This window comes from Streptomyces sp. GC420, assembly GCF_009916105.1.
Taxonomy (GTDB): Bacteria; Actinomycetota; Actinomycetes; order Streptomycetales; family Streptomycetaceae; genus Streptomyces.
This window is the reverse complement of the sequence record NZ_JAAAXQ010000143.1, coordinates 1-18,048: the sequence shown is the minus strand read 5'-3', so window position 1 is coordinate 18,048 and position 18,048 is coordinate 1. Positions and strand designations below refer to the sequence as shown.

Annotated in this window: 13 protein-coding genes and 1 pseudogene; 9 read left to right on the top strand and 5 right to left on the bottom strand. The window is 72.8% G+C overall.

The window, feature by feature from the left end:
• The 4 genes and pseudogenes from GUY61_RS18935 to GUY61_RS18920 all read left to right on the top strand — a co-directional run.
• Positions 1-282 (top strand): annotated as a pseudogene (locus tag GUY61_RS18935) (ATP-binding protein); the annotation flags it as partial.
• Between the two features lie 95 nt (positions 283-377).
• Complete coding sequence (locus GUY61_RS18930) at positions 378-743, top strand: nucleotide pyrophosphohydrolase (protein ID WP_166631381.1); 366 nt, start codon at positions 378-380, stop codon at positions 741-743.
• Positions 744-869: 126 nt separating this feature from the next.
• Positions 870-1,352 (top strand): DUF6099 family protein, encoded by a 483-nt coding sequence (locus GUY61_RS18925; RefSeq protein WP_166631380.1) that lies wholly within the window; start codon positions 870-872, stop codon positions 1,350-1,352.
• Between the two features lie 54 nt (positions 1,353-1,406).
• Positions 1,407-2,330: an LLM class F420-dependent oxidoreductase gene (locus GUY61_RS18920; RefSeq protein ID WP_166631378.1), complete on the top strand. Its 924-nt coding sequence runs from the start codon at positions 1,407-1,409 to the stop codon at positions 2,328-2,330.
• Between the two features lie 118 nt (positions 2,331-2,448).
• On the opposite strand, the gene GUY61_RS18915 is transcribed toward GUY61_RS18920, so the two are convergent.
• From GUY61_RS18915 to GUY61_RS18905, 3 genes are all read right to left on the bottom strand, one after another.
• Positions 2,449-3,615: an FAD-binding oxidoreductase gene (locus tag GUY61_RS18915; RefSeq protein WP_166631377.1), complete on the bottom strand. Its 1,167-nt coding sequence runs from the start codon at positions 3,613-3,615 to the stop codon at positions 2,449-2,451.
• A gap of 34 nt (positions 3,616-3,649) precedes the next feature.
• A complete protein-coding gene (locus GUY61_RS18910; RefSeq protein WP_166631376.1) occupies positions 3,650-4,363 on the bottom strand; it encodes a GntR family transcriptional regulator in 714 nt (237 codons plus the stop codon).
• 184 nt (positions 4,364-4,547) lie between these two features.
• A complete protein-coding gene (locus GUY61_RS18905; RefSeq protein WP_166631375.1) occupies positions 4,548-5,525 on the bottom strand; it encodes a zinc-binding dehydrogenase in 978 nt (325 codons plus the stop codon).
• Between the two features lie 214 nt (positions 5,526-5,739).
• Between GUY61_RS18905 and GUY61_RS18900 the strand changes: the two genes are divergently transcribed.
• The 5 genes from GUY61_RS18900 to argF all read left to right on the top strand — a co-directional run bounded on the left by GUY61_RS18900 (position 5,740) and on the right by argF (position 13,618).
• Positions 5,740-6,429, top strand: a complete 690-nt coding sequence (locus GUY61_RS18900) for a TetR/AcrR family transcriptional regulator (protein ID WP_166631374.1) — start codon at positions 5,740-5,742, stop codon at positions 6,427-6,429.
• A 173-nt stretch (positions 6,430-6,602) separates the two neighbouring features.
• Positions 6,603-8,189 carry a 3' terminal RNA ribose 2'-O-methyltransferase Hen1 gene (locus GUY61_RS18895; protein WP_166631373.1) on the top strand — a complete coding sequence of 529 codons (1,587 nt, stop codon included), beginning with the start codon at positions 6,603-6,605 and terminating at the stop codon, positions 8,187-8,189.
• Entirely contained in the window at positions 8,186-10,891 is a 2,706-nt protein-coding gene (locus GUY61_RS18890) for a polynucleotide kinase-phosphatase (RefSeq protein ID WP_166631372.1), read from the top strand. The genes GUY61_RS18895 and GUY61_RS18890 overlap by 4 nt, the downstream gene beginning before the upstream one ends.
• Positions 10,892-11,265: 374 nt before the next feature.
• Entirely contained in the window at positions 11,266-12,498 is a 1,233-nt protein-coding gene (locus GUY61_RS18885) for an arginine deiminase (protein ID WP_166631371.1), read from the top strand.
• 106 nt (positions 12,499-12,604) lie between these two features.
• Positions 12,605-13,618, top strand: a complete 1,014-nt coding sequence (gene argF, locus GUY61_RS18880) for an ornithine carbamoyltransferase (RefSeq protein ID WP_166631370.1) — start codon at positions 12,605-12,607, stop codon at positions 13,616-13,618.
• A gap of 138 nt (positions 13,619-13,756) precedes the next feature.
• On the opposite strand, the gene GUY61_RS41580 is transcribed toward argF, so the two are convergent.
• Entirely contained in the window at positions 13,757-16,507 is a 2,751-nt protein-coding gene (locus GUY61_RS41580; protein WP_208106172.1) for a multicopper oxidase domain-containing protein, read from the bottom strand.
• 83 nt (positions 16,508-16,590) lie between these two features.
• A complete protein-coding gene (locus GUY61_RS18870) occupies positions 16,591-17,913 on the bottom strand; it encodes a hypothetical protein (protein WP_208106171.1) in 1,323 nt (440 codons plus the stop codon).
• Positions 17,914-18,048 lie beyond the last annotated feature (135 nt).

Below are 18,048 nucleotides of genomic sequence, written 5' to 3'. Positions count from 1 at the left end.
GGGGAGGGGGAGTTGCGGTACCTGGCGCTCGCGCTGGTGCTGCTCACGGGCCCCGGTGTGCTGGACGTCGACCCCGTGGCCGAGGTCCCCGGGGCCCGGCAGGCGCTCACCGTCCTCGCGGACGGCTTCGACCGCTGCCTCGACCGGCGGCAGGCCCGCGAACTGGCCGCGCTGGCGGTGCGGATGTGCGAGCGGGGGCACATCAGGGTGGTGGGGACCGTGGGGGACCCGGACCCGGCCCGGACGCTGCCCGGGGTGACGGTGGTAGATCTGGGGCTGTGACAGACGCGAGCGGGAACACCGAGGAAGCCGGCGCCGCGAAGGACCGGCCGGACGCCGTCGGGACAGGAGCCGGGGCCGGGACGGGCACCGGGACCGTGGCCCCGGCGGGGACGGGCGGACTCGACGTGGCGGGACTCCAGCGCAGGCTGGCCGAGTTCGCGGCGGCACGGGAGTGGGAGCCGTACCACACGCCGAAGAACCTCGCGGTGGCGCTGAGCGTCGAGGCGGCCGAACTCATGGAGATCTTCCAGTGGCTGACGCCCGAGCAGTCGGCGCGGGTGATGGAGGACGAGGAGTCCGCGCACCGGGTGAAGGACGAGGTCGCGGACGTACTCGCGTATCTTCTGCAGTTCTGTGAGGTTCTCGGGATCGATGCGCTCGCGGCGCTGTCGGCCAAGATCGACCGGAACGAGTCGAGGTTCCCGGCGAAGAAGGGCCAAGTTCGTCACTCTATGGAGTGATGGGAATATCCACAACGAAACTGGTGTCCACAGTTTTCCGAAAACCCCTGGTCTTTCCGGCCGTTCGCCCTCACTCTGGGTAGTGGGTACGGGCGGAGAGTGAGCGGAGTGAACGGGGGAAGTCGCATGGAGGCGATGCGGCTCATCGGGGCGAGCAGAGAGGCCCTCGCGGCGTGCAGGGTCGCGCCGGAGATCGTGGCGGAGGCATGGCAGGCGCAGGCCCTGGCCCAGGCGATCGGGGACCGGCTCGCCGTGGCCGGGCCGCCGGAGCTGAGAGGCGAGGCGCGCTCGCTCAGTGAGGTGGGCGGCCGCGGCGGCGCCGTGGGCGGTGCGGGCCTGCGGGAAGGATCGATCCGGGCCGCGCGGCTGTCCCAGGTGACCGATGCGCGGGTCGCGTTGACGGGGCTGGGCGGGCTGCTCGGCGAAGTCGGCATGGCGCTGGTGGGAGTCGCATGCGCCGCCGACGAGGAGGGGCTGTACTGGCAGTGCATCGAGGCGATCGACGCGGCCGACGAGTCGCGTGACCGAGTGCGCGTGATGCTGCGCAGGCTGGCCACCCGCGACGAGGCGCGCGCCGGCACGGCGCCCGACCGGGGGGCGGGGCGGTGACGGGCCCGTGCGGTCCGGGGGACCGGCGCGCCTTCGAGAGTGCAGGATGGAGGTATGGATCTTCGAATTTTCACCGAGCCCCAGCAGGGCGCGACCTACGACACCCTCCTGCGCGTCGCCCGGGCCACCGAGGAACTCGGCTTCGACGCGTTCTTCCGCTCCGACCACTATCTGAGCATGGGCGGTGTCGACGGCCTCCCCGGCCCGACGGACGCCTGGATCACCCTGGCCGGGCTCGCCAGGGAGACCAAGCGGATCCGGCTCGGCACACTGATGACCGCTGCCACGTTCAGGCTGCCCGGAGTGCTGGCCATCCAGGTGGCCCAAGTGGACCAGATGTCCGGCGGCCGGGTCGAACTCGGTATCGGGGCGGGCTGGTTCGAGGAGGAGCACAAGGCGTACGGCATTCCGTTCCCCAAGGAGAAGTTCGCACGGCTCGAGGAGCAGTTGGCCGTCATCACCGGCCTCTGGGCGACCGAGACCGGCAGCACCTTCGACTTCGACGGCACCCACTACCGCCTCAGCGACTCGCCCGCCCTCCCCAAGCCGGCCCAGGCGAAGGTGCCGGTGCTCGTCGGCGGACACGGCGCCACCAGGACCCCGCGCCTGGCCGCCCAGTACGCCGACGAGTTCAATATGCCCTTCGCCTCGACCGCCGACAGCGAGCGGCAGTTCGGGCGGGTCCGCGCGGCCGCCGAGGAGAGGGGCCGCAAGCCCGGTGAACTCGTGCTCTCGAACGCCCTGGTGGTGTGCGTGGGCAAGGACGACGCCGAGGTGGCCAGGCGGGCGGCGGCCATCGGCCGGGAGGTCGACGAGCTGAAGACCAACGGCCTGGCGGGTTCCCCGGCCGAGGTCGTCGACAAGATCGGGCAGTACGCCGCGATCGGCTCCTCCCGGATCTACCTCCAGGTCCTCGACCTGGACGACCTGGACCACCTGGAGCTGATCTCCTCCCAGGTCCAGTCCCAGCTGGCCTGACCCGGCCGTCCCCGCCCGGCCTCCGTCCCCGGCCCCGCGCCACCCGCCCGGCCGGGGCCGGCACCTCCGTCCCCCGGTGGACCCGCGGGTGATGGGAATCGCGGTGGAGGGCTGTCGGCTACTGCGCGCCCAGGCCGGTGGCGTGTTGATCCACCTCGATGTCCGAGCGCCGTACGCCGGTGAATCGAGTGGGCCGGAAGGCCCGAAGGAGGTCCTGTTCCCGATCGGTTGAGATCTCGGCCGCGACCAGGCGTCCCAGAATCGGCGCCAAGGTGACCCCGCTGTGCGAGACGAGGCAGTAGACGCGGGACTGGGCAGACGCGTAACCGGCGATGGTGCGGCCGTCGGCGGGCAGTGACCGGAAGCCGACACGCAGGTCGATCTCCGGTGCCCGGCCCGGCTCGGGCAGCAGCGCGGAGAACCGCCGGGCGAGGGTGCTAGCCATGTCCCCGTCCGCGGAAGGAGGGTCTGCCGGATCGACGGCAGCGTTCAGATCGAGAGCCTGCAGGACGGTATGCCCGCCGGCTGCGGGGCGGAGGTTGAGGCCCGGGCTGTGGATCACACAGCGCAGGTCGAGTTCCGGCGACCTGGCGTACCCGAGCAGACCGACGGTCTGTGCTCCGCGGCCGGTATCCGTCACCATGGGAATGTCGATCCCTGCCCGTGCGGCGAGCCGTTCCGACCAGCGGCCTGCCGCCAGGACGACTCGATCGCCCGCGCAGACCTCGCCTCCCGCCAGAGTGACGGATACTCCATCCGACCTGTCGTCGATGTCCACGACCTCGCCGATCGCGCACGTGGCGCCGTGCCGCTCGGCATCCGCCAGCAGGTTGCTCACGAAGAGGTCCGGCAGAACGTATCCCTCGCCGGGGAAGTGCGCGATGGACGTGATGGCCGCCGGGATGCGGAGGCCGCCCGCGATCCGCGCTGCTTCGTCAGGCGTGACCCAGTGGGCGGGGTAGCCGAGGGCCCGCAGTCGCTCCACGTTGTCGGCGAGCCGCTGCTCGTTCGCGGCGTCCGCCCACTGCAGCGCTCCGCTGGGGAAGTACGACGGTGTGCCGCGCAGCTGCTCGGCGAGCCTGGCGTGCTCCTCCATTCCTGCGAGGTTCAGCCGGTGGTAGTCCGGGTCGGGCTTTCGGCTGGAGTTGGTCCAGGCGAAGGTGGTCGCGGTCGTACCGGTGCCGACTCCCCACTGATCGAGCAGGAGAACGGTCTCGCCGGCGAGGGCAAGCTGCCTCGCGACGCTCACGCCCAGTACGCCGGCACCTACGATGATGACCTTCATCGTGCGCACTTCCCTTCTGGCAGCGCCACGCTGCTCACACGGCGGGGACGGGCAGCTCCAGGAAGAACTCGGCGGTTCCCGGACGGACGAGGGTCGTGACCACCTCGACGGTGCTTCCGTCATCGGCACGCAACTCCCTGCGCCTCATCAGTGCGGGCGTTCCGCGCTCGCTGTGCAGCAACGTGGCGTCGTGCTCGTCGAGGGCCACCGGGTCGAGGTAGAGCCGGATCGAGTCGATCGGTACTCCTCTGCGCTGCAGATACGGGAGGGTGACGAGGTCTTCGAGGTTCTCGTTCAGCAGGCCGGGGGCGGCTGCGAAGAGAACGACGTGCCGCTCGACCGACTGGGGCTCCTCTCTGACGTTCAGCTTGCGGCGGACCAGTTCCACCACGGCGGTGTCGGCGGAGGCGCCGGGGAGGGCCAGGACGGCGTCGGCGGCCCTGACGATCCGCGCGGAAACGACTTCGTGCCTGCCCGGTGCGCCCTTCGCGGCTGCCGCGGGGGTGACGAAGCTGAGCAGGTTGATCTGCCGCGTCACGTCCGCGACGAACGTTCCATGGCGCCGCCGGCGGATTGCCAGTCCCGCCTCGGCCAGGTCGTTGAGGACCCGTTGAGCCGTGGCACGACTGACGCCGTACTCGGTGGAGACGTCCATCTCGCTCGGCAGTCGCGACCCGGGCGGCAGGGCCCCGGCCCGGATCTTCGCTTCGAACTCTCGCCTGATCTGTACGTAAAGGGGCACGGTCATGTCGGTCTCCCGCCGGGTATGCCTGGCAACAGCGCGCACCTGGAGCGTACAAATATGCAATTGACCGGTCAATACTGCGCACGGCGACCTCCTGGTCGGCGCGCCGACCGGCGTGGCGCGGAGGGCCCGGCGGAGCCGGAATGCCTTGACCCGGTCCGGCGGGTCTGTGGCAGGCGGGGCAGGGTCAGATCGTGAGGACGAGACGTCCGGGGACGTCGCGCCCCTCCAGACGGCGGTGCGCCTCCGCGGCCTCGGACAGGGGCAGTTCGTCGATGCGCAGGGTCAGCTTCCCGTCGGCCAGGAGACCGACGACCTTCTCGGCGGCAGGCCGGGCGGCGTCCGGGTGGGCGTGCAGGTAGGAGCCGACCTCGAAACCCAGGATGCCCGCGTTCCTGTGCCACAGGTCGTCGCCGGTGAGGGGGACGTCGGGGGTGCGGGCGGCGTGGCCCACCGCCAGGATGCGTCCGAGGGGCGCCAGTACGTCCAGGCTGGCGGTTCGTACCTCGCCGCCGACCGGGTCGACCACGACATCGACCTGTCGGCCGTCCAGCTCCCTCACGAACCGGTCACTGGTGAACACCTCCTCCAGGTCCAGGTGCTCCGTGTCCTTGATCCGGGCCCGGGAGGAGACCGTGCCGGTGACCCGGGAGGCGCCCAGTGAGCGGGCGACCGCCACGAAGGGGGCGGCGAGACCGCCGGCCACTCCGTGCACCAGGATCCTCTCTCCCTCGTGCAGGTGTGCCACTCGGGTCAGGGCGAGGTAGGCGGTGGTGGCGTTGGGCAGGGCGGAGACGGCCTGCGCGGGGTCCACTCCGCTGCCCTTGAGGGAGACCGTCATGGCCGCCCGAGCGAGGGTTACCGAGGCGTAGCCGCCCAGACCGACCTGGGACAGGGTGACGACCGGCTCCCCCACCTGGAAGTCGCTGACTCCCGCACCCACCTCGCGGACGGTTCCGGCCACTTCCAGACCGGGCACGAGGGGCGGCTGCGGCAGATCGGGCCGTCCGGCGAGGTCTCCACGGCGGAAGAACACATCAACCAGGCCCACCGCGGCGTGGGTGGTGTCGATGCTGATCTGACCCGGGCCGGGCCGAGGGTCGGGAAGCTCGGTCTCGGTCAGAACCTGCGGCCCGCCGAACTCATTGATGGTGATCGCGCGCATGGCGCACTCCGTACTTCGTAGGTGTGGATGCAGCCCCGCAACGGGCGTGCCGGCTGCCGGGCGGCCGTCGGGCCCCTGCGGGGAACTCCCGCGTGTCATTCCGCCGACGACACCGAGAAGTTAACGCAAGGTCCTTGCGTTGTCAACGCAAGGACCTTGCGTTACTGGGTGGGCGGCTTCGGTAACGCATCCCCTTTGCGTTACTGTTCCGGGTATGACTGACCGCCCCGGCTTCCAGCGCGCCTACTCGGCCCAGCACAAGGCGCAGCGGGCCAACGACCTCATGGAGGCCGCGCGCACGCTCGCCACCCGCGAGGGTGTGCGCGGTGTCACCCTCACCGCCATCGCCCAGCACGCGGGCGTCCACGTCTCGGCCGTACGCCGTTACTACGCCTCCCGCGAGGAGATCCTGCTCACCCTCGCCGAAGAGGGATACGAGGACTGGTCGCAGGCCGTCGCCGCGCACCTCGCCGGCCGCACCGGCCTGGCCTCCGCCGACCTGGCCGGCATCCTGGTCGCCACCCTCGTCGAACGCCCCCTGCTGTGCGACCTGTTCACCCACGTCACACTCAGCCTGGAGCGCGAGGTCACCTACGAACGCGTCCGCGCCTTCAAGCGCACGGCCGTCCACGCCGTGGGCGTCGTCACCGAGGCCGTCGCCGAAGCCGGCGCCCTCGGCCGCGCGTCCTCCGGGGAACTCGTCACCGCGACGATCGCGCTGACCGCCCCCCTGTGGCAGGCCGGCCACCCTGGGGAGAACCTCACGCGCCTGTACCGGGAAGAACCCGGCATGGCACACGTCGGGATCGACTTCGAGCCCACCCTCACCCGTCTGCTCACCGCCCTCTGCGACGGCCTGACCGGCAAGGAGAGCCCTCTGGAGGCCGCCGACCGGGAAGTGTGAACGGACGCGCGCATCCCGGGGGCGGCTCTTCGAAGGCCAATCGGGGGTGTCGTGAAGTCGACTGATGGAGAACCCATTGCCGGCCGCCGTGTCCGGCTGTCCCGAGGTAATCCGGTACTGCCCCGAGGTAATCCGGTACCGCCGTGGACCGGTCGACACTCATACTCGGTCACGTGTTCCTGACGATCAGTGCCACCGGTACCCACGAGCGCCCCGCGACCGACCTCGGCTTTCTGCTGCACAAGCATCCCGACAAGGCGCAGACGTTCTCCATGTCGCACGGCACGGCGCATGTCGTCTACCCCGAAGCGACGGCGGAGCGCTGCACTGCCGTGCTGCTGCTGGAGGTGGACCCGGTGGCGCTGGTCCGCCGCGGCAGGGGCAAGGGCCGCGGCGGTGCGCCCGACGCGGCGCTCGCCCAGTATGTGAACGACCGGCCCTACGCGGCCTCCTCCCTGCTCGCGGTCGCGTTGAGCGCGGTGTTCAAGACCGCCCTGCGCGGGGAGTGCAAGGCGCTGCCCGAGCGGGCTGCCGCGCCGCTGCCGCTGCGCGTCGAGGTGCCCGCGCTGCCCGCCAGGGGCGGGGCGGACCTGGTCCGTTCCCTGTTCGAGCCCATGGGCTGGGCGGTGACGGCCGAACCCGTCGCGCTCGACGAGGATTTCCCCGAGTGGGGCGACTCGCGGTACGTGCGGATGGTGCTGGAGGGAGAGCTGCGCCTCGCCGACGCGCTGCGCCACCTCTATGTGCTGCTGCCGGTCCTCGACGACGCCAAGCACTACTGGGTGGCGCCCGACGAGGTGGACAAGCTGCTGCGGGCGGGAGACGGCTGGCTGGCCGAGCACCCCGAGCAGAAGCTGATCACCAGCCGCTACCTGTCGCGCCGCTGGAGCCTGACCCGGCAGGCGATGGAGCGCCTGGAACTGGTCCGGCTCGCCGACGCCGACGACCTGGACGTCGAGGAACTCGACAACGCCGTCGACGAGACCGTCGACACGGAGGAGAGACCCGTGCCGCTGGCCGTTCAGCGACGGGCCGCGATCGTCGCGGCGCTGCACGCCGCCGGCGCGAGCCGGGTGCTCGACCTGGGCTGTGGGCAGGGCCAGCTGGTGCAGGAACTGCTGAAGGACACGCGGTTCACGGAGGTCGTCGGTGTCGACGTGTCGATGCGGGCACTTGCCGTTGCCGCGCGCAGGCTGCGGCTGGAACGCATGGGCGAGCGGCAGAGCGCCCGTGTCACCCTGCTCCAGGGCTCGCTGGCGTACACCGACAAGCGCCTCAAGGGCTATGACGCGGCCGTGCTGAGCGAGGTCGTCGAGCACCTCGACCTGCCCCGGCTGCCCGCGCTGGTGTACGCGGTGTTCGGCTCCGCGCGACCCGGCACGGTGATCGTGACGACGCCGAACGTCGAGTACAACGTGCGCTGGGAGAGCCTCCCGGCGGGGCATGTGCGGCACTCCGACCACCGCTTCGAGTGGACGCGGGAGGAGTTCCGGGCCTGGGCCGGTGAGGTCGCCGAGCGGCACGGTTACGCGGTGGCGTACCTGCCGGTGGGGCCGGACGACCCGGAGGTCGGCCCGCCCACCCAGATGGCCGTCTTCACCAGGACGGAGCAGGCGGAGCAGAGGGGACAGGCGGAACAGGCGGAACAGGCGGAACAGACGGAACGGAACGGCCGGGCAGGAGGGAACGGCCGGGACGAGCAGCCCGGGCGGAGCCCGCGGAACGACGACGACACCACGAAGGAGGAGCAGGCCGCATGAACGTCACCGACACCGACACCGACACCGACACCGGCACCGCCGCCCCGGCGGCCCGGCGCACGCTCGCCGTCACCGACCTGTCCCTGGTGGTCCTCGTCGGCGCCACCGGCTCCGGCAAGTCCACCTTCGCCCGCAGGCACTTCAAGCCCACCGAGGTGATGTCGAGCGACTTCTGCCGCGGCCTCGTCGCCGACGACGAGAACGACCAGAGCGCCAGCTCCGACGCCTTCGACGTGCTCCACTACATCGCCGGGAAGCGGCTCGCCGCCGGGCGGCTCACCGTCGTCGACGCGACCAACGTGCAGTCCGAGAGCCGCAAACAGCTCATCCGGCTCGCCCGTGAGCACGACGTGCTGCCCATCGCGATCGTCCTCGACGTCCCCGAGGAGGTCTGCGCCGCGCGCAACGCCGCCCGCGCCGACCGGGCCGGCATGCCCCGCCGCGTCATCCAGCGCCACCAGCGCGAACTTCGCCGCTCACTGCGGCACCTGGAGCGCGAGGGCTTCCGCAAGGTGCACATCCTGCGCGGCACCGAGGAGATCGAGGCCGCCGAGATCGTCCTGGAGCGGCGCTTCAACGACCTGCGCCACCTCACCGGCCCCTTCGACATCATCGGTGACATCCACGGCTGCAGCTCCGAACTGGAGACGCTGCTCGGCAAGCTGGGGTACGTCGACGGGTCGCACCCGGAGGGCCGCACGGCGGTCTTCGTCGGCGACCTCGTCGACCGCGGCCCGGACAGCCCCGGTGTGCTGCGCCGCGTCATGGGCATGGTCGCCTCCGGCAACGCCCTGTGCGTGCCCGGCAACCACGAGAACAAGCTCGGCCGCTACCTCAAGGGCAGAAAGGTGCAGCACACCCACGGCCTGGCCGAGACCGTCGAGCAGCTTCAGGGGGAGAGCGAGGAGTTCCGTACGCAGGTGCGGGAGTTCATCGACGGACTCGTCAGCCACTACGTGCTCGACGGCGGACGGCTGGTGGTCTGCCACGCCGGCCTGCCGGAGAAGTACCACGGCCGGACGTCCGGCCGGGTCCGCTCGCACGCGCTGTACGGCGACACCACCGGTGAGACCGACGAGTTCGGGCTGCCCGTGCGCTACCCATGGGCCGAGGACTACCGGGGCCGCGCAGCCGTGGTGTACGGCCACACGCCCGTGCCCAGCACCTCCTGGATCAACAACACCATCTGCCTGGACACCGGTGCCGTCTTCGGCGGGAGGATGACCGCGCTGCGCTGGCCGGAGCGCGAACTGGTCGACGTACCCGCGGAGAAGGTGTGGTACGAACCGGCCAGGCCGCTCGCCACGGAGGCGCCCGGCGGCCACGAGGGGCGGCCGCTGGACCTCGCCGACGTGCACGGCCGGCGGATCGTCGAGACCCGCCACGCCGGCCGGATCTCGGTACGCGAGGAGAACGCCGCCGCCGCTCTGGAGGTCATGAGCCGTTTCGCCGTCGACCCGCGGCTGCTGCCCTACCTGCCGCCGACGATGGCGCCCACCGCGACCTCCCGGGTGGAGGGCTACCTGGAGCACCCGGCCGAGGCCTTCGCCTCGTACCGCGAGGCGGGCGTCGACCGGGTCGTGTGCGAGGAGAAGCACATGGGCTCCCGGGCGGTCGTGCTGGTCTGCCGCGACCAGGCGGCGGCCGCGGAGCGGTTCGGTGTCCCGGGCGCGACCGGGGCGCTCTACACCCGCACCGGGCGGCCGTTCTTCGACGACGCGACGATGACCGAACGCATCCTGGAGCGGCTGCGCCACAGCGTCGAGGGGGCCGGGCTCTGGGAGGAGTTCGGCACCGACTGGCTGCTGCTGGACGCCGAGCTGATGCCCTGGTCGCTGAAGGCCGGCGGGCTGCTGCGCAACCAGTACGCGGCGGTGGGCGCGGCCTCCCGGGCCGTGTTCCCCGGTGCCCTCCGGGCGCTGGAGGCTGCGGCCGGCCGGGGCGTGGACATCTCCGGCCTGCTCGGGCGGCAGCGCGAACGGGCCGAGGACGCGGCCGCCTTCACCGAGGCCTACCGGCGCTACTGCTGGCCGGTCGGCGACCCGGCACGCGGCTGGCCGGGCGAGGCCGACGCGGCCGGGCGCGAGCGGGTCGCGGGCGCGCGGGGCACGGACGGCCTGGACGGCATCCGGCTGGCGCCGTTCCAGGTCCTCGCCGTGCGGGGGCGCAGTCTCGCGGGACTGCCGCACGACGAGCAGCTCGCGCTGCTCGACCGGCTCGTCGCGGCGGAGGCCGCCCACGCCGACGCCCTCAACGCGCCCGGCGACTCGGGACCCGGGTACGTCAACCGGCTGCTGGCCCCCACCCGCCGGCTGATCGTCGACACCGGCGACGAGGCGTCCGTCAAGGCAGGCATCGAGTGGTGGCTGGACCTCACCGGCGCCGGGGGCGAGGGCATGGTGGTCAAGCCCGTCGGGGCGCTGGCCCGCGACGGGAAGGACCGGCTGGTGCAGCCCGGCATCAAGTGCCGGGGCCGCGAGTACCTGCGGATCATCTACGGCCCCGAGTACACGCGGCCCGAGAACCTGGCGCGGCTGCGTGACCGCCACCTCGGCCACAAGCGCTCGCTCGCGCTGCGCGAGTACGCGCTGGGGCTCGAGGCGCTGGACCGGCTGGCCGAGGGGGAGCCGCTGTGGCGGATCCACGAGGCGGTCTTCGCCGTGCTCGCCCTGGAGTCGGAGCCGGTCGACCCCCGGCTGTGAGCCCCCCGCGCCCGGAGCGGGCGCCCCATCGGGCACCCCGTCGGGCGTCCGGTCCCGTGCCCGGTCCGGCGTCCGGTCCCGTGCCCGGTCCGGCGTCCGGTTCACTGGGGGCCCGCGCCCGGTCCGGCGTCCGGTTCACTGGGGGCCCGCGCCCGGTCCGGCACGCCGTCCGGCACCCCGTCCGGCGCCCGGTTCGCGCCCGGTCCAGCGCGCGGCGTCCCGTGCCCGGTCGCCCCCGCGCGGGAGCGACCGGGCACGGGACGGGGACGGCACGGCGCCCGCCGCCGGCCCGGCGGCCCGGCGGCGGGCGGCACCGGCCCGGAACGTTCCAGGACACAGGACGGGACCGTCCCATGTCTGGGAACGTTTCTTCTATGGGATTCCACGTCGACTCCGAGACCGGGCGACTGCGCCGCGTCATCCTGCACCGCCCGGATCTCGAGCTGAAGCGCCTCACACCCAGCAACCGGGACGCCCTCCTCTTCGACGACGTGCTGTGGGTACGGCGGGCACGCGCCGAGCACGACGGCTTCGCGGACGTCCTGCGCGACCGCGGCGTCGCCGTGCACCTCTTCGGCGACCTGCTGCGCGAATCGCTGGACATCCCGGTGGCGCGGGCACTCGTACTGGACCGGGTCTTCGACGAGAAGGAGTACGGCCCGCTGGCCACGGACCACCTGCGGGCCTGTTTCGACGAGCTGTCCTCGGCGGAGCTGGCGGAGTGCCTGGTGGGCGGCATGACCAAGCGGGAGTTCCTGGAGCGGCACAGCGAGCCCACGTCCGTGCGCTTCCACGTCATGGAGCTCGACGACTTCCTGCTCGGCCCGCTGCCCAACCACCTGTTCACCCGGGACACGTCCGCGTGGATCTACGACGGGGTGTCGATCAACGCGATGCGCTGGCCGGCGAGGCAGCGCGAGACCGTGCACTTCGAGGCGATCTACAAGCACCACCCGATGTTCACCGGCCCCGAGGCGGGTGCCTTCCACCACTGGTCGGAGGGCCAGTCCGACTACCCGTCCACCATCGAGGGCGGTGACGTCCTGGTCATCGGCAACGGCGCCGTGCTCATAGGGATGAGCGAGCGCACCACACCGCAGGCCGTGGAGATGCTGGCCCACGAGCTGTTCGCGACCGGGTCGGCGCGCACCATCGTGGCCCTGGACATGCCCAAGCGCCGGGCGTTCATGCACCTGGACACGGTGATGACGATGGTCGACCGGGACGTGTTCACGCAGTACGCGGGGCTCGGCATGCTCCGCTCGTACACCATCGAGCCCGGGGTCGCGGGGAACGAGCTGAAGGTGACCGACCATCCGCCGGAGCACATGCACCGGGCCATCGCCGCCGCCCTCGGGCTGGACGGGATCCGGGTGCTGACCCCCACCCAGGACGTGCACGCGGCCGAGCGGGAGCAGTGGGACGACGGCTGCAACGTGCTGGCGGTCGAGCCCGGGGTGGTGGTGGCGTACGAGCGGAACGTCACCACCAACACGCACCTGCGCAAGCAGGGCATCGAGGTCATCGAGATCCCCGGCAGCGAGCTGGGCCGGGGACGGGGCGGGCCGCGCTGCATGAGCTGTCCCGTGGAGCGGGACGCGGCCTGAGGCCGGGGAGGAAGCAGGGAGAAACCGGGTCTGTATATAAATGCTGAACGTCGTATAGAGTTTCAGTGCGCCCGTAGTCGACCCGGAACCCAGGAGCGTCAGTCCCATGGCCACAGACCTCACCGGCCGCCACTTCCTCAAGGAGCTGGACTTCACCGCCGAGGAGTTCCGCGGCCTGATCGATCTTGCCGCGGAACTCAAGGCGGCCAAGAAGGCCGGCACGGAGGTCCAGCGGCTCAGGGGCCGCAACATCGCGCTGATCTTCGAGAAGACCTCCACCCGGACCCGCTGCGCCTTCGAGGTCGCCGCCGCGGACCAGGGCGCGTCCACGACCTACCTGGACCCCTCCGGTTCGCAGATCGGCCACAAGGAGTCGGTCAAGGACACCGCCCGTGTGCTCGGCCGGATGTTCGACGGCATCGAGTACCGCGGCGACGGGCAGGCCGTCGTCGAGGAACTGGCGGCGCACGCGGGAGTTCCCGTCTACAACGGACTCACCGACGACTGGCACCCCACCCAGATGCTCGCCGACGTCCTGACCATGACCGAGCACTGCGCCAAGCCCCTGGAGGAGGTCTCCTTCGCCTACCTCGGCGACGCCCGCTTCAACATGGGGAACTCCTACCTGGCCACCGGCGCCCTGCTCGGCATGGACGTACGGATCGTCGCCCCGGAGTCCTACTGGCCCTCCGCGGAGGTCGTCGCGCAGGCGCAGAGGGCCGCGGCGGCCGGCGGCGCCCGCATCACCCTCACCGAGGACATCGCCGAGGGCGTCCGGGGCGCCGACTTCGTCGCCACCGACGTGTGGGTGTCGATGGGCGAGCCCAAGGAGGTCTGGGACGAGCGGATCAAGGCCCTGGCCCCCTACTCGGTGACGATGGACGTGCTCCGTGCCACCGGCAACCCGGACGTCAAGTTCCTGCACTGCCTGCCGGCCTTCCACGACCTGGGCACCAAGGTCGGCCGTGAGATCCACGAGAGCCACGGCCTGACCGCTCTGGAGGTCACCGACGAGGTCTTCGAGTCCGGGCACTCCGTCGTCTTCGACGAGGCCGAGAACCGGATGCACACGATCAAGGCGGTCCTCGTCGCGACCCTGGCCGGCGGCCCGGCCTCCTGAGACCCGCGCGGGCTGAGCGCTGCGTGTGCGACGGGCCGAGTGCCCGTCGCACACGCAGCGCTCAGCAGTCCCGCTCGGCCCGTGCCGACCACGCGCGGACCGGTCGGCCCGCGCCGACCACGCAGGGACGCAGACCGGTCAGCGCACGCGGAAGACACCGCGTGCGCCGCGCTCCGCGTCGCTCATGACGTGCGTGACGAAGGGATAGCTGCCCGCCTCGGGGAAGGACAGCTCGACGAACCCGCCCGCCGCGGGCGCCAGATCGAGCACCTGCGCGCCACCGCGCTCCCGGCTACCCGGGCGCAGCTCGTACGCGCCCTCGCGGTAGACGGTGTCGAACTGGCCGCCCACCACGTGGAAGGCGCTCGCCAGGTTGGGTCCGGCGGCCAGTACCCAGATCCTCACCCGCTCGCCGACGCGGGCGGTCAGCGGATCGTGCGCGTACTGGGCGGCGTACCCGTTGAAGGCGACCATGTCGGACTCCTTCCGGCTCACCTTGCCCGCGTCCGCCGTCCCGTTCTGCCTGCCGAGGTAGAACTCCGACTGCACCAGCAGGAATTCGCGGTCCACGGGCGGCAGGTCCGGCGGGTCGACGACGACGGCGCCGAACATGCCATTGGCGATGTGCAGCGACATCGGCATGGTCGAGCAGTGGTACATCCACACCCCGCTGCGGGTGGCGGTGAACCGGTAGGTCAGTGACCGCCCCGGCTGGATGGTGCGCATCGGCCGGTCCGGTGCCAGCGCCCCGGCGTGGAAGTCGACGGAGTGGCCGATCGACCCGTCGTTGACCAGGGTGATCTCGAAGGTGTCGCCGACGCGGCCGCGCAGCACGGGCCCCGGCGCGGTGCCGTCGAAGGTCCACAGCTTCTGCCGCACCCCTGGCGCGACCTCCCGCCGGACCTCCTTCACCGTCAGGGTCTTCCGGTGCACCCGAGGGCCGGATCCGTCGGATGCGGGCGGGAGCTGGGCATCACGGGCGGTGAAACCCGCGGCGGGCTCGGCCATCGGGTCGAACGCCTCCGCCGCGGACCCGCCGCTCTCCCCGCTCCCGCCGGCGCTGGACCCGCCGGACTCGGCGGTGCCCTCGTGCCCCGCGGTGCCCTCGTGCCCCGCGGTGCCCTCGTGCTCGTGCGTGCCGTCGTGCTCGTGCGTGCCGGACGGGGCGGAGCCCTCCGCCGCGTCCGCGTCCGTGCCCGTCGCGCCGGTGACCCGTACGGCGAACACCATGCCCATCTGCCGGTGACCGACCACGGAGCACCAGCCCGAGAGGTCCCGGCCGACGACTCCCGTGTCCAGGGTCTCGCGCTCCCCGGGATCGAGCCGTCCGGTCCGGGCGCCGCTCTCCAGCACCAGATCGTGACGGTCGGTCCCGGTGTTGTGCAGCTTGATCACCAGGCGGTTCCCGGCCGGCACCTCGACGCGGGACGGTGAGAACCGCATGTCGCGTACGGTCACGCCGACCGTGGTGGTGCGGCCCGTCGCCGTCACGCCCGTGCCGTCCGCGGTCCGCGCGGCGGACCCGGCCACGACGGGCAGCGACCGCACGTCCGCCGCACCGCCCGCCGCGACGGCCAGCATGACGATCGCGACACCAGCGGCCGCGCTCCCGAGCGCCCGGTGGGGTTGCGCCGGCCCGATGGCGGGAGGGTGCGCGGGCCCCTGCGCGGGCACCTGCCCGGGGGCCACGGGAACCTGCCCGGGGACGTGCGCGGTGTCCCGGCGGCTTCGCGTGCCGCGCACGACTGTGCCCACCAGCAGGACGAGGAAGGTGACGAGCACGCCCAGCAGGACCACCGAGCACATCACCCGCACCATGCTCGGCACCGGAAGCACGCACAGCAGCAGCGCGGTGTTGGCGGCGGCCAGCCGGGCCGGCCGGCCACGCTCCAGCCCGGCGGTGGCCGCGCGTACCGCCGCGGGTCCGCCGCCCAGGACCACGGGGACGAGGAAACTGAGCGCCCCGAGCAGCACCTGGGCGATCCAGCCGGCCGCGAGCGGGGCGGTCAGCGACGCCGTACGCGCCACCACCGCGGCCCACGAAGGGGCGGTGAGAAGGATTCCGGCCAGGCCCGCGAGGGATCCGGCCAGCCACAGACAGCCGGCGGCCACCGACCAGGTGGCGAAGGAGTGCGGTGGCTTGGCCAGGGCCTCGCGCAGCCAGGGCCTCCCCGCGACCACGAGCCCCGCCGCGTAGGCCGCGACGCCCGCGGCGGCGAGGGGCGGCGGGCCGGTCAGCGCGGCGGCGACGGCCGCGCCGAGCCCGGCGAGCAGCACGGGAAGGGCGGTGCGCGCCGCCCGTTCGGCGCCGTCGGCCACGCGGGTGCGCAGCATCGTCGGCCACAGGGTGATCAGTGTTCCGGCCACGGTGAGGCCCACCCAGCCGAGCAGGTTGATCATCTCGTGGGCGACGAGCAGCCGGTCGGGAAGATCGCCGGAGAGCTCGCCGCGGGCCATGACCACGCCCAGCGCCGCGCCCGCGGGCAGCAGGGCGGCCGCGGCGACGTAGTAGCGCACCGTCATGGAGAACCGGCCGGGCAGCGCGCGGCGCATCAGACGGACCAGCCACACGGCGTGGGCCGCGACGGTGCCCGCGACCAGGCATCCGCCGGCGAGGACGACGGGCCACCGGTCGGCGAGCATGCCGCCGATCACGGCGACGGCCCCGGCGTTCAGCAGTGCCAGTCGCAGGGCCGCCGGGGCGCCGCGGTTGGTCTCCGGCAGCCGGAGCACGGACGCGGCGAAGTGCCCGGACCAGATGACGACGGCGTTGCTGACCGCGCCGAGCAGCAGCAGGTGGACGAGCAGCCAGCGGGCGAGCGGTACGAAGGGATGCACGAGGGAGCCCACGGCGAACAGCACGAGCCAGGCGGCCACGATCGCGTTCACGCCGAGGTGCCAGGAGGCGCGCGGTGACCGTCCGGCGGGCCTCGGGGTCGGCCCGGCAGCCGGGGGAGGGGAGAGGTGGATCGTCACCGTGGGTCCTTCCGGCCGTCCGGCTCCTGGGGCGCCGGCGCTCCGCCCCCGGCGAGCGCGGAACGGGAGGCGGTTCGCGCCCCGTCCGGGGCGGGCCGTGCGGCGTCAGAGGTAGGCGGCGCCGTGTGCGGGGCGGGCCGTGCGGCGTCAGGGGTGCGCCGCGAGGCGTGCGGGGCGGGCCGTGCGGCGTCAGGGGTGCGCCGCGAGGCGGCGACCGAGCCGGCCGCCGCCGTCAGCACGAACAGCAGCACGGCGGCGATGTTGAGCGCCCCGCCGAGCCGCCATGCCCACGGGACGTCGCGCAGGTCACCGATCAGTACGCGTACGCCCAGGGAGCCGTGCAGCAGCCAGGCCGGCACCGCGAGCGAACGGTGGTACGGCAGGGGGCGGCGCAGTACGGCGGGCAGGATCACCGGGGCGTGCGCCATGATCATCGAGAGGACGAAGCCCAGGAAGACGGCGTGCACCACGGCGTCGTAGCGCGGGCCCTCGGCGACCGGCCCCGACAGCAGCCACAGGGCGCCGGCCAGGGCCAGCCACGCGTACCCGGCGAGCAGGCAGGCGGCGGTGAAGCGGGGCAGTCCGGTGGACCGCAGCAGACGGCGGGCGACGTCGTGCACGACCAGCCAGGCGACCAGCGCGAGCAGCGAGGCGCCCAGGAGCAGGGTGCCCGGCGCGGGCCACAGCAGGGTGGTGACGACGCCGGTGGCCACGGCGCCGACGCAGCCGAGGAAGGTCTGTTCGGCCCGGGGTGTCAGAAAGCCGACCCGGGCCGGTTCCAGCCGCTCACCGGCGACGGTCAGCACGAGGAACGCGGCCAGCCAGGGCAGCAGCCGGGGAACGTCGAGCCCGCCGAGCCACAGCAGCGCCGCGCCGAGCGCCGACACCGCGCCCGCGGCCTGGGCGAGCAGTGCGGGGCTCGGCTGCCGGCGCCAGAACCGCAGGTACACCGCGAGCAGCGCGGCGGAGCCGAGGGTGAGCAGCAGTCGGCCCGCGCGCAGGTCCGCCGGCGTGATCAGCAGCAGGCCGCCGGCGCCGAGGCAGCCGGGGGCAAGGTAGGGCCACCGGCCGCCGAGGGCCACCGCGCGTTCCAGTGCCACGAGGGTGCCGGCGAAGCCGAGGACCAGCAGCACCCCGTGGACGCGCGGCAGCCGGTCGGCGGTGACGGGGGCGGGAAGGCCGAGCAGGACGAGGGCGGCGTCGAGACCGGCGAGCAGGGCGACACCGGCCGGCAGCAGCGGGACCGCCCGGCGTGAGCCGGCGCGGGTGGCCGGTCGGGTGTCCGTGCGCGTGTCGGGGCCGGTGGCCGGGCCGGTCACCGGGATTCCCCGGCCCCGGTGCCCCGTCGCGGGTGCTCCCCGCCATCCGGGCTCCTTGCGTCCTTGTCCGTGCCTTCCGCACCGCCCGTGCTTGCCGTGCCCCGGTCGGCCCGCCCCGTCGCCGTCGTGCCGGCC

Bases quoted from the DNA above. Each gene is read 5' to 3' on its own strand.
- GUY61_RS18910 (WP_166631376.1), bottom strand. From the start codon at position 4,363: ATGACCGTGCCCCTTTACGTACAGATCAGGCGAGAGTTCGAAGCGAAG.
- GUY61_RS18885 (WP_166631371.1), top strand. From the start codon at position 11,266: ATGGGATTCCACGTCGACTCCGAGACCGGGCGACTGCGCCGCGTCATC.
- GUY61_RS18920 (WP_166631378.1), top strand. From the start codon at position 1,407: ATGGATCTTCGAATTTTCACCGAGCCCCAGCAGGGCGCGACCTACGAC.
- GUY61_RS18905 (WP_166631375.1), bottom strand. From the start codon at position 5,525: ATGCGCGCGATCACCATCAATGAGTTCGGCGGGCCGCAGGTTCTGACC.
- GUY61_RS18900 (WP_166631374.1), top strand. From the start codon at position 5,740: ATGACTGACCGCCCCGGCTTCCAGCGCGCCTACTCGGCCCAGCACAAG.
- GUY61_RS18915 (WP_166631377.1), bottom strand. From the start codon at position 3,615: ATGAAGGTCATCATCGTAGGTGCCGGCGTACTGGGCGTGAGCGTCGCG.
- GUY61_RS18925 (WP_166631380.1), top strand. From the start codon at position 870: ATGGAGGCGATGCGGCTCATCGGGGCGAGCAGAGAGGCCCTCGCGGCG.
- GUY61_RS18890 (WP_166631372.1), top strand. From the start codon at position 8,186: ATGAACGTCACCGACACCGACACCGACACCGACACCGGCACCGCCGCC.
- argF (WP_166631370.1), top strand. From the start codon at position 12,605: ATGGCCACAGACCTCACCGGCCGCCACTTCCTCAAGGAGCTGGACTTC.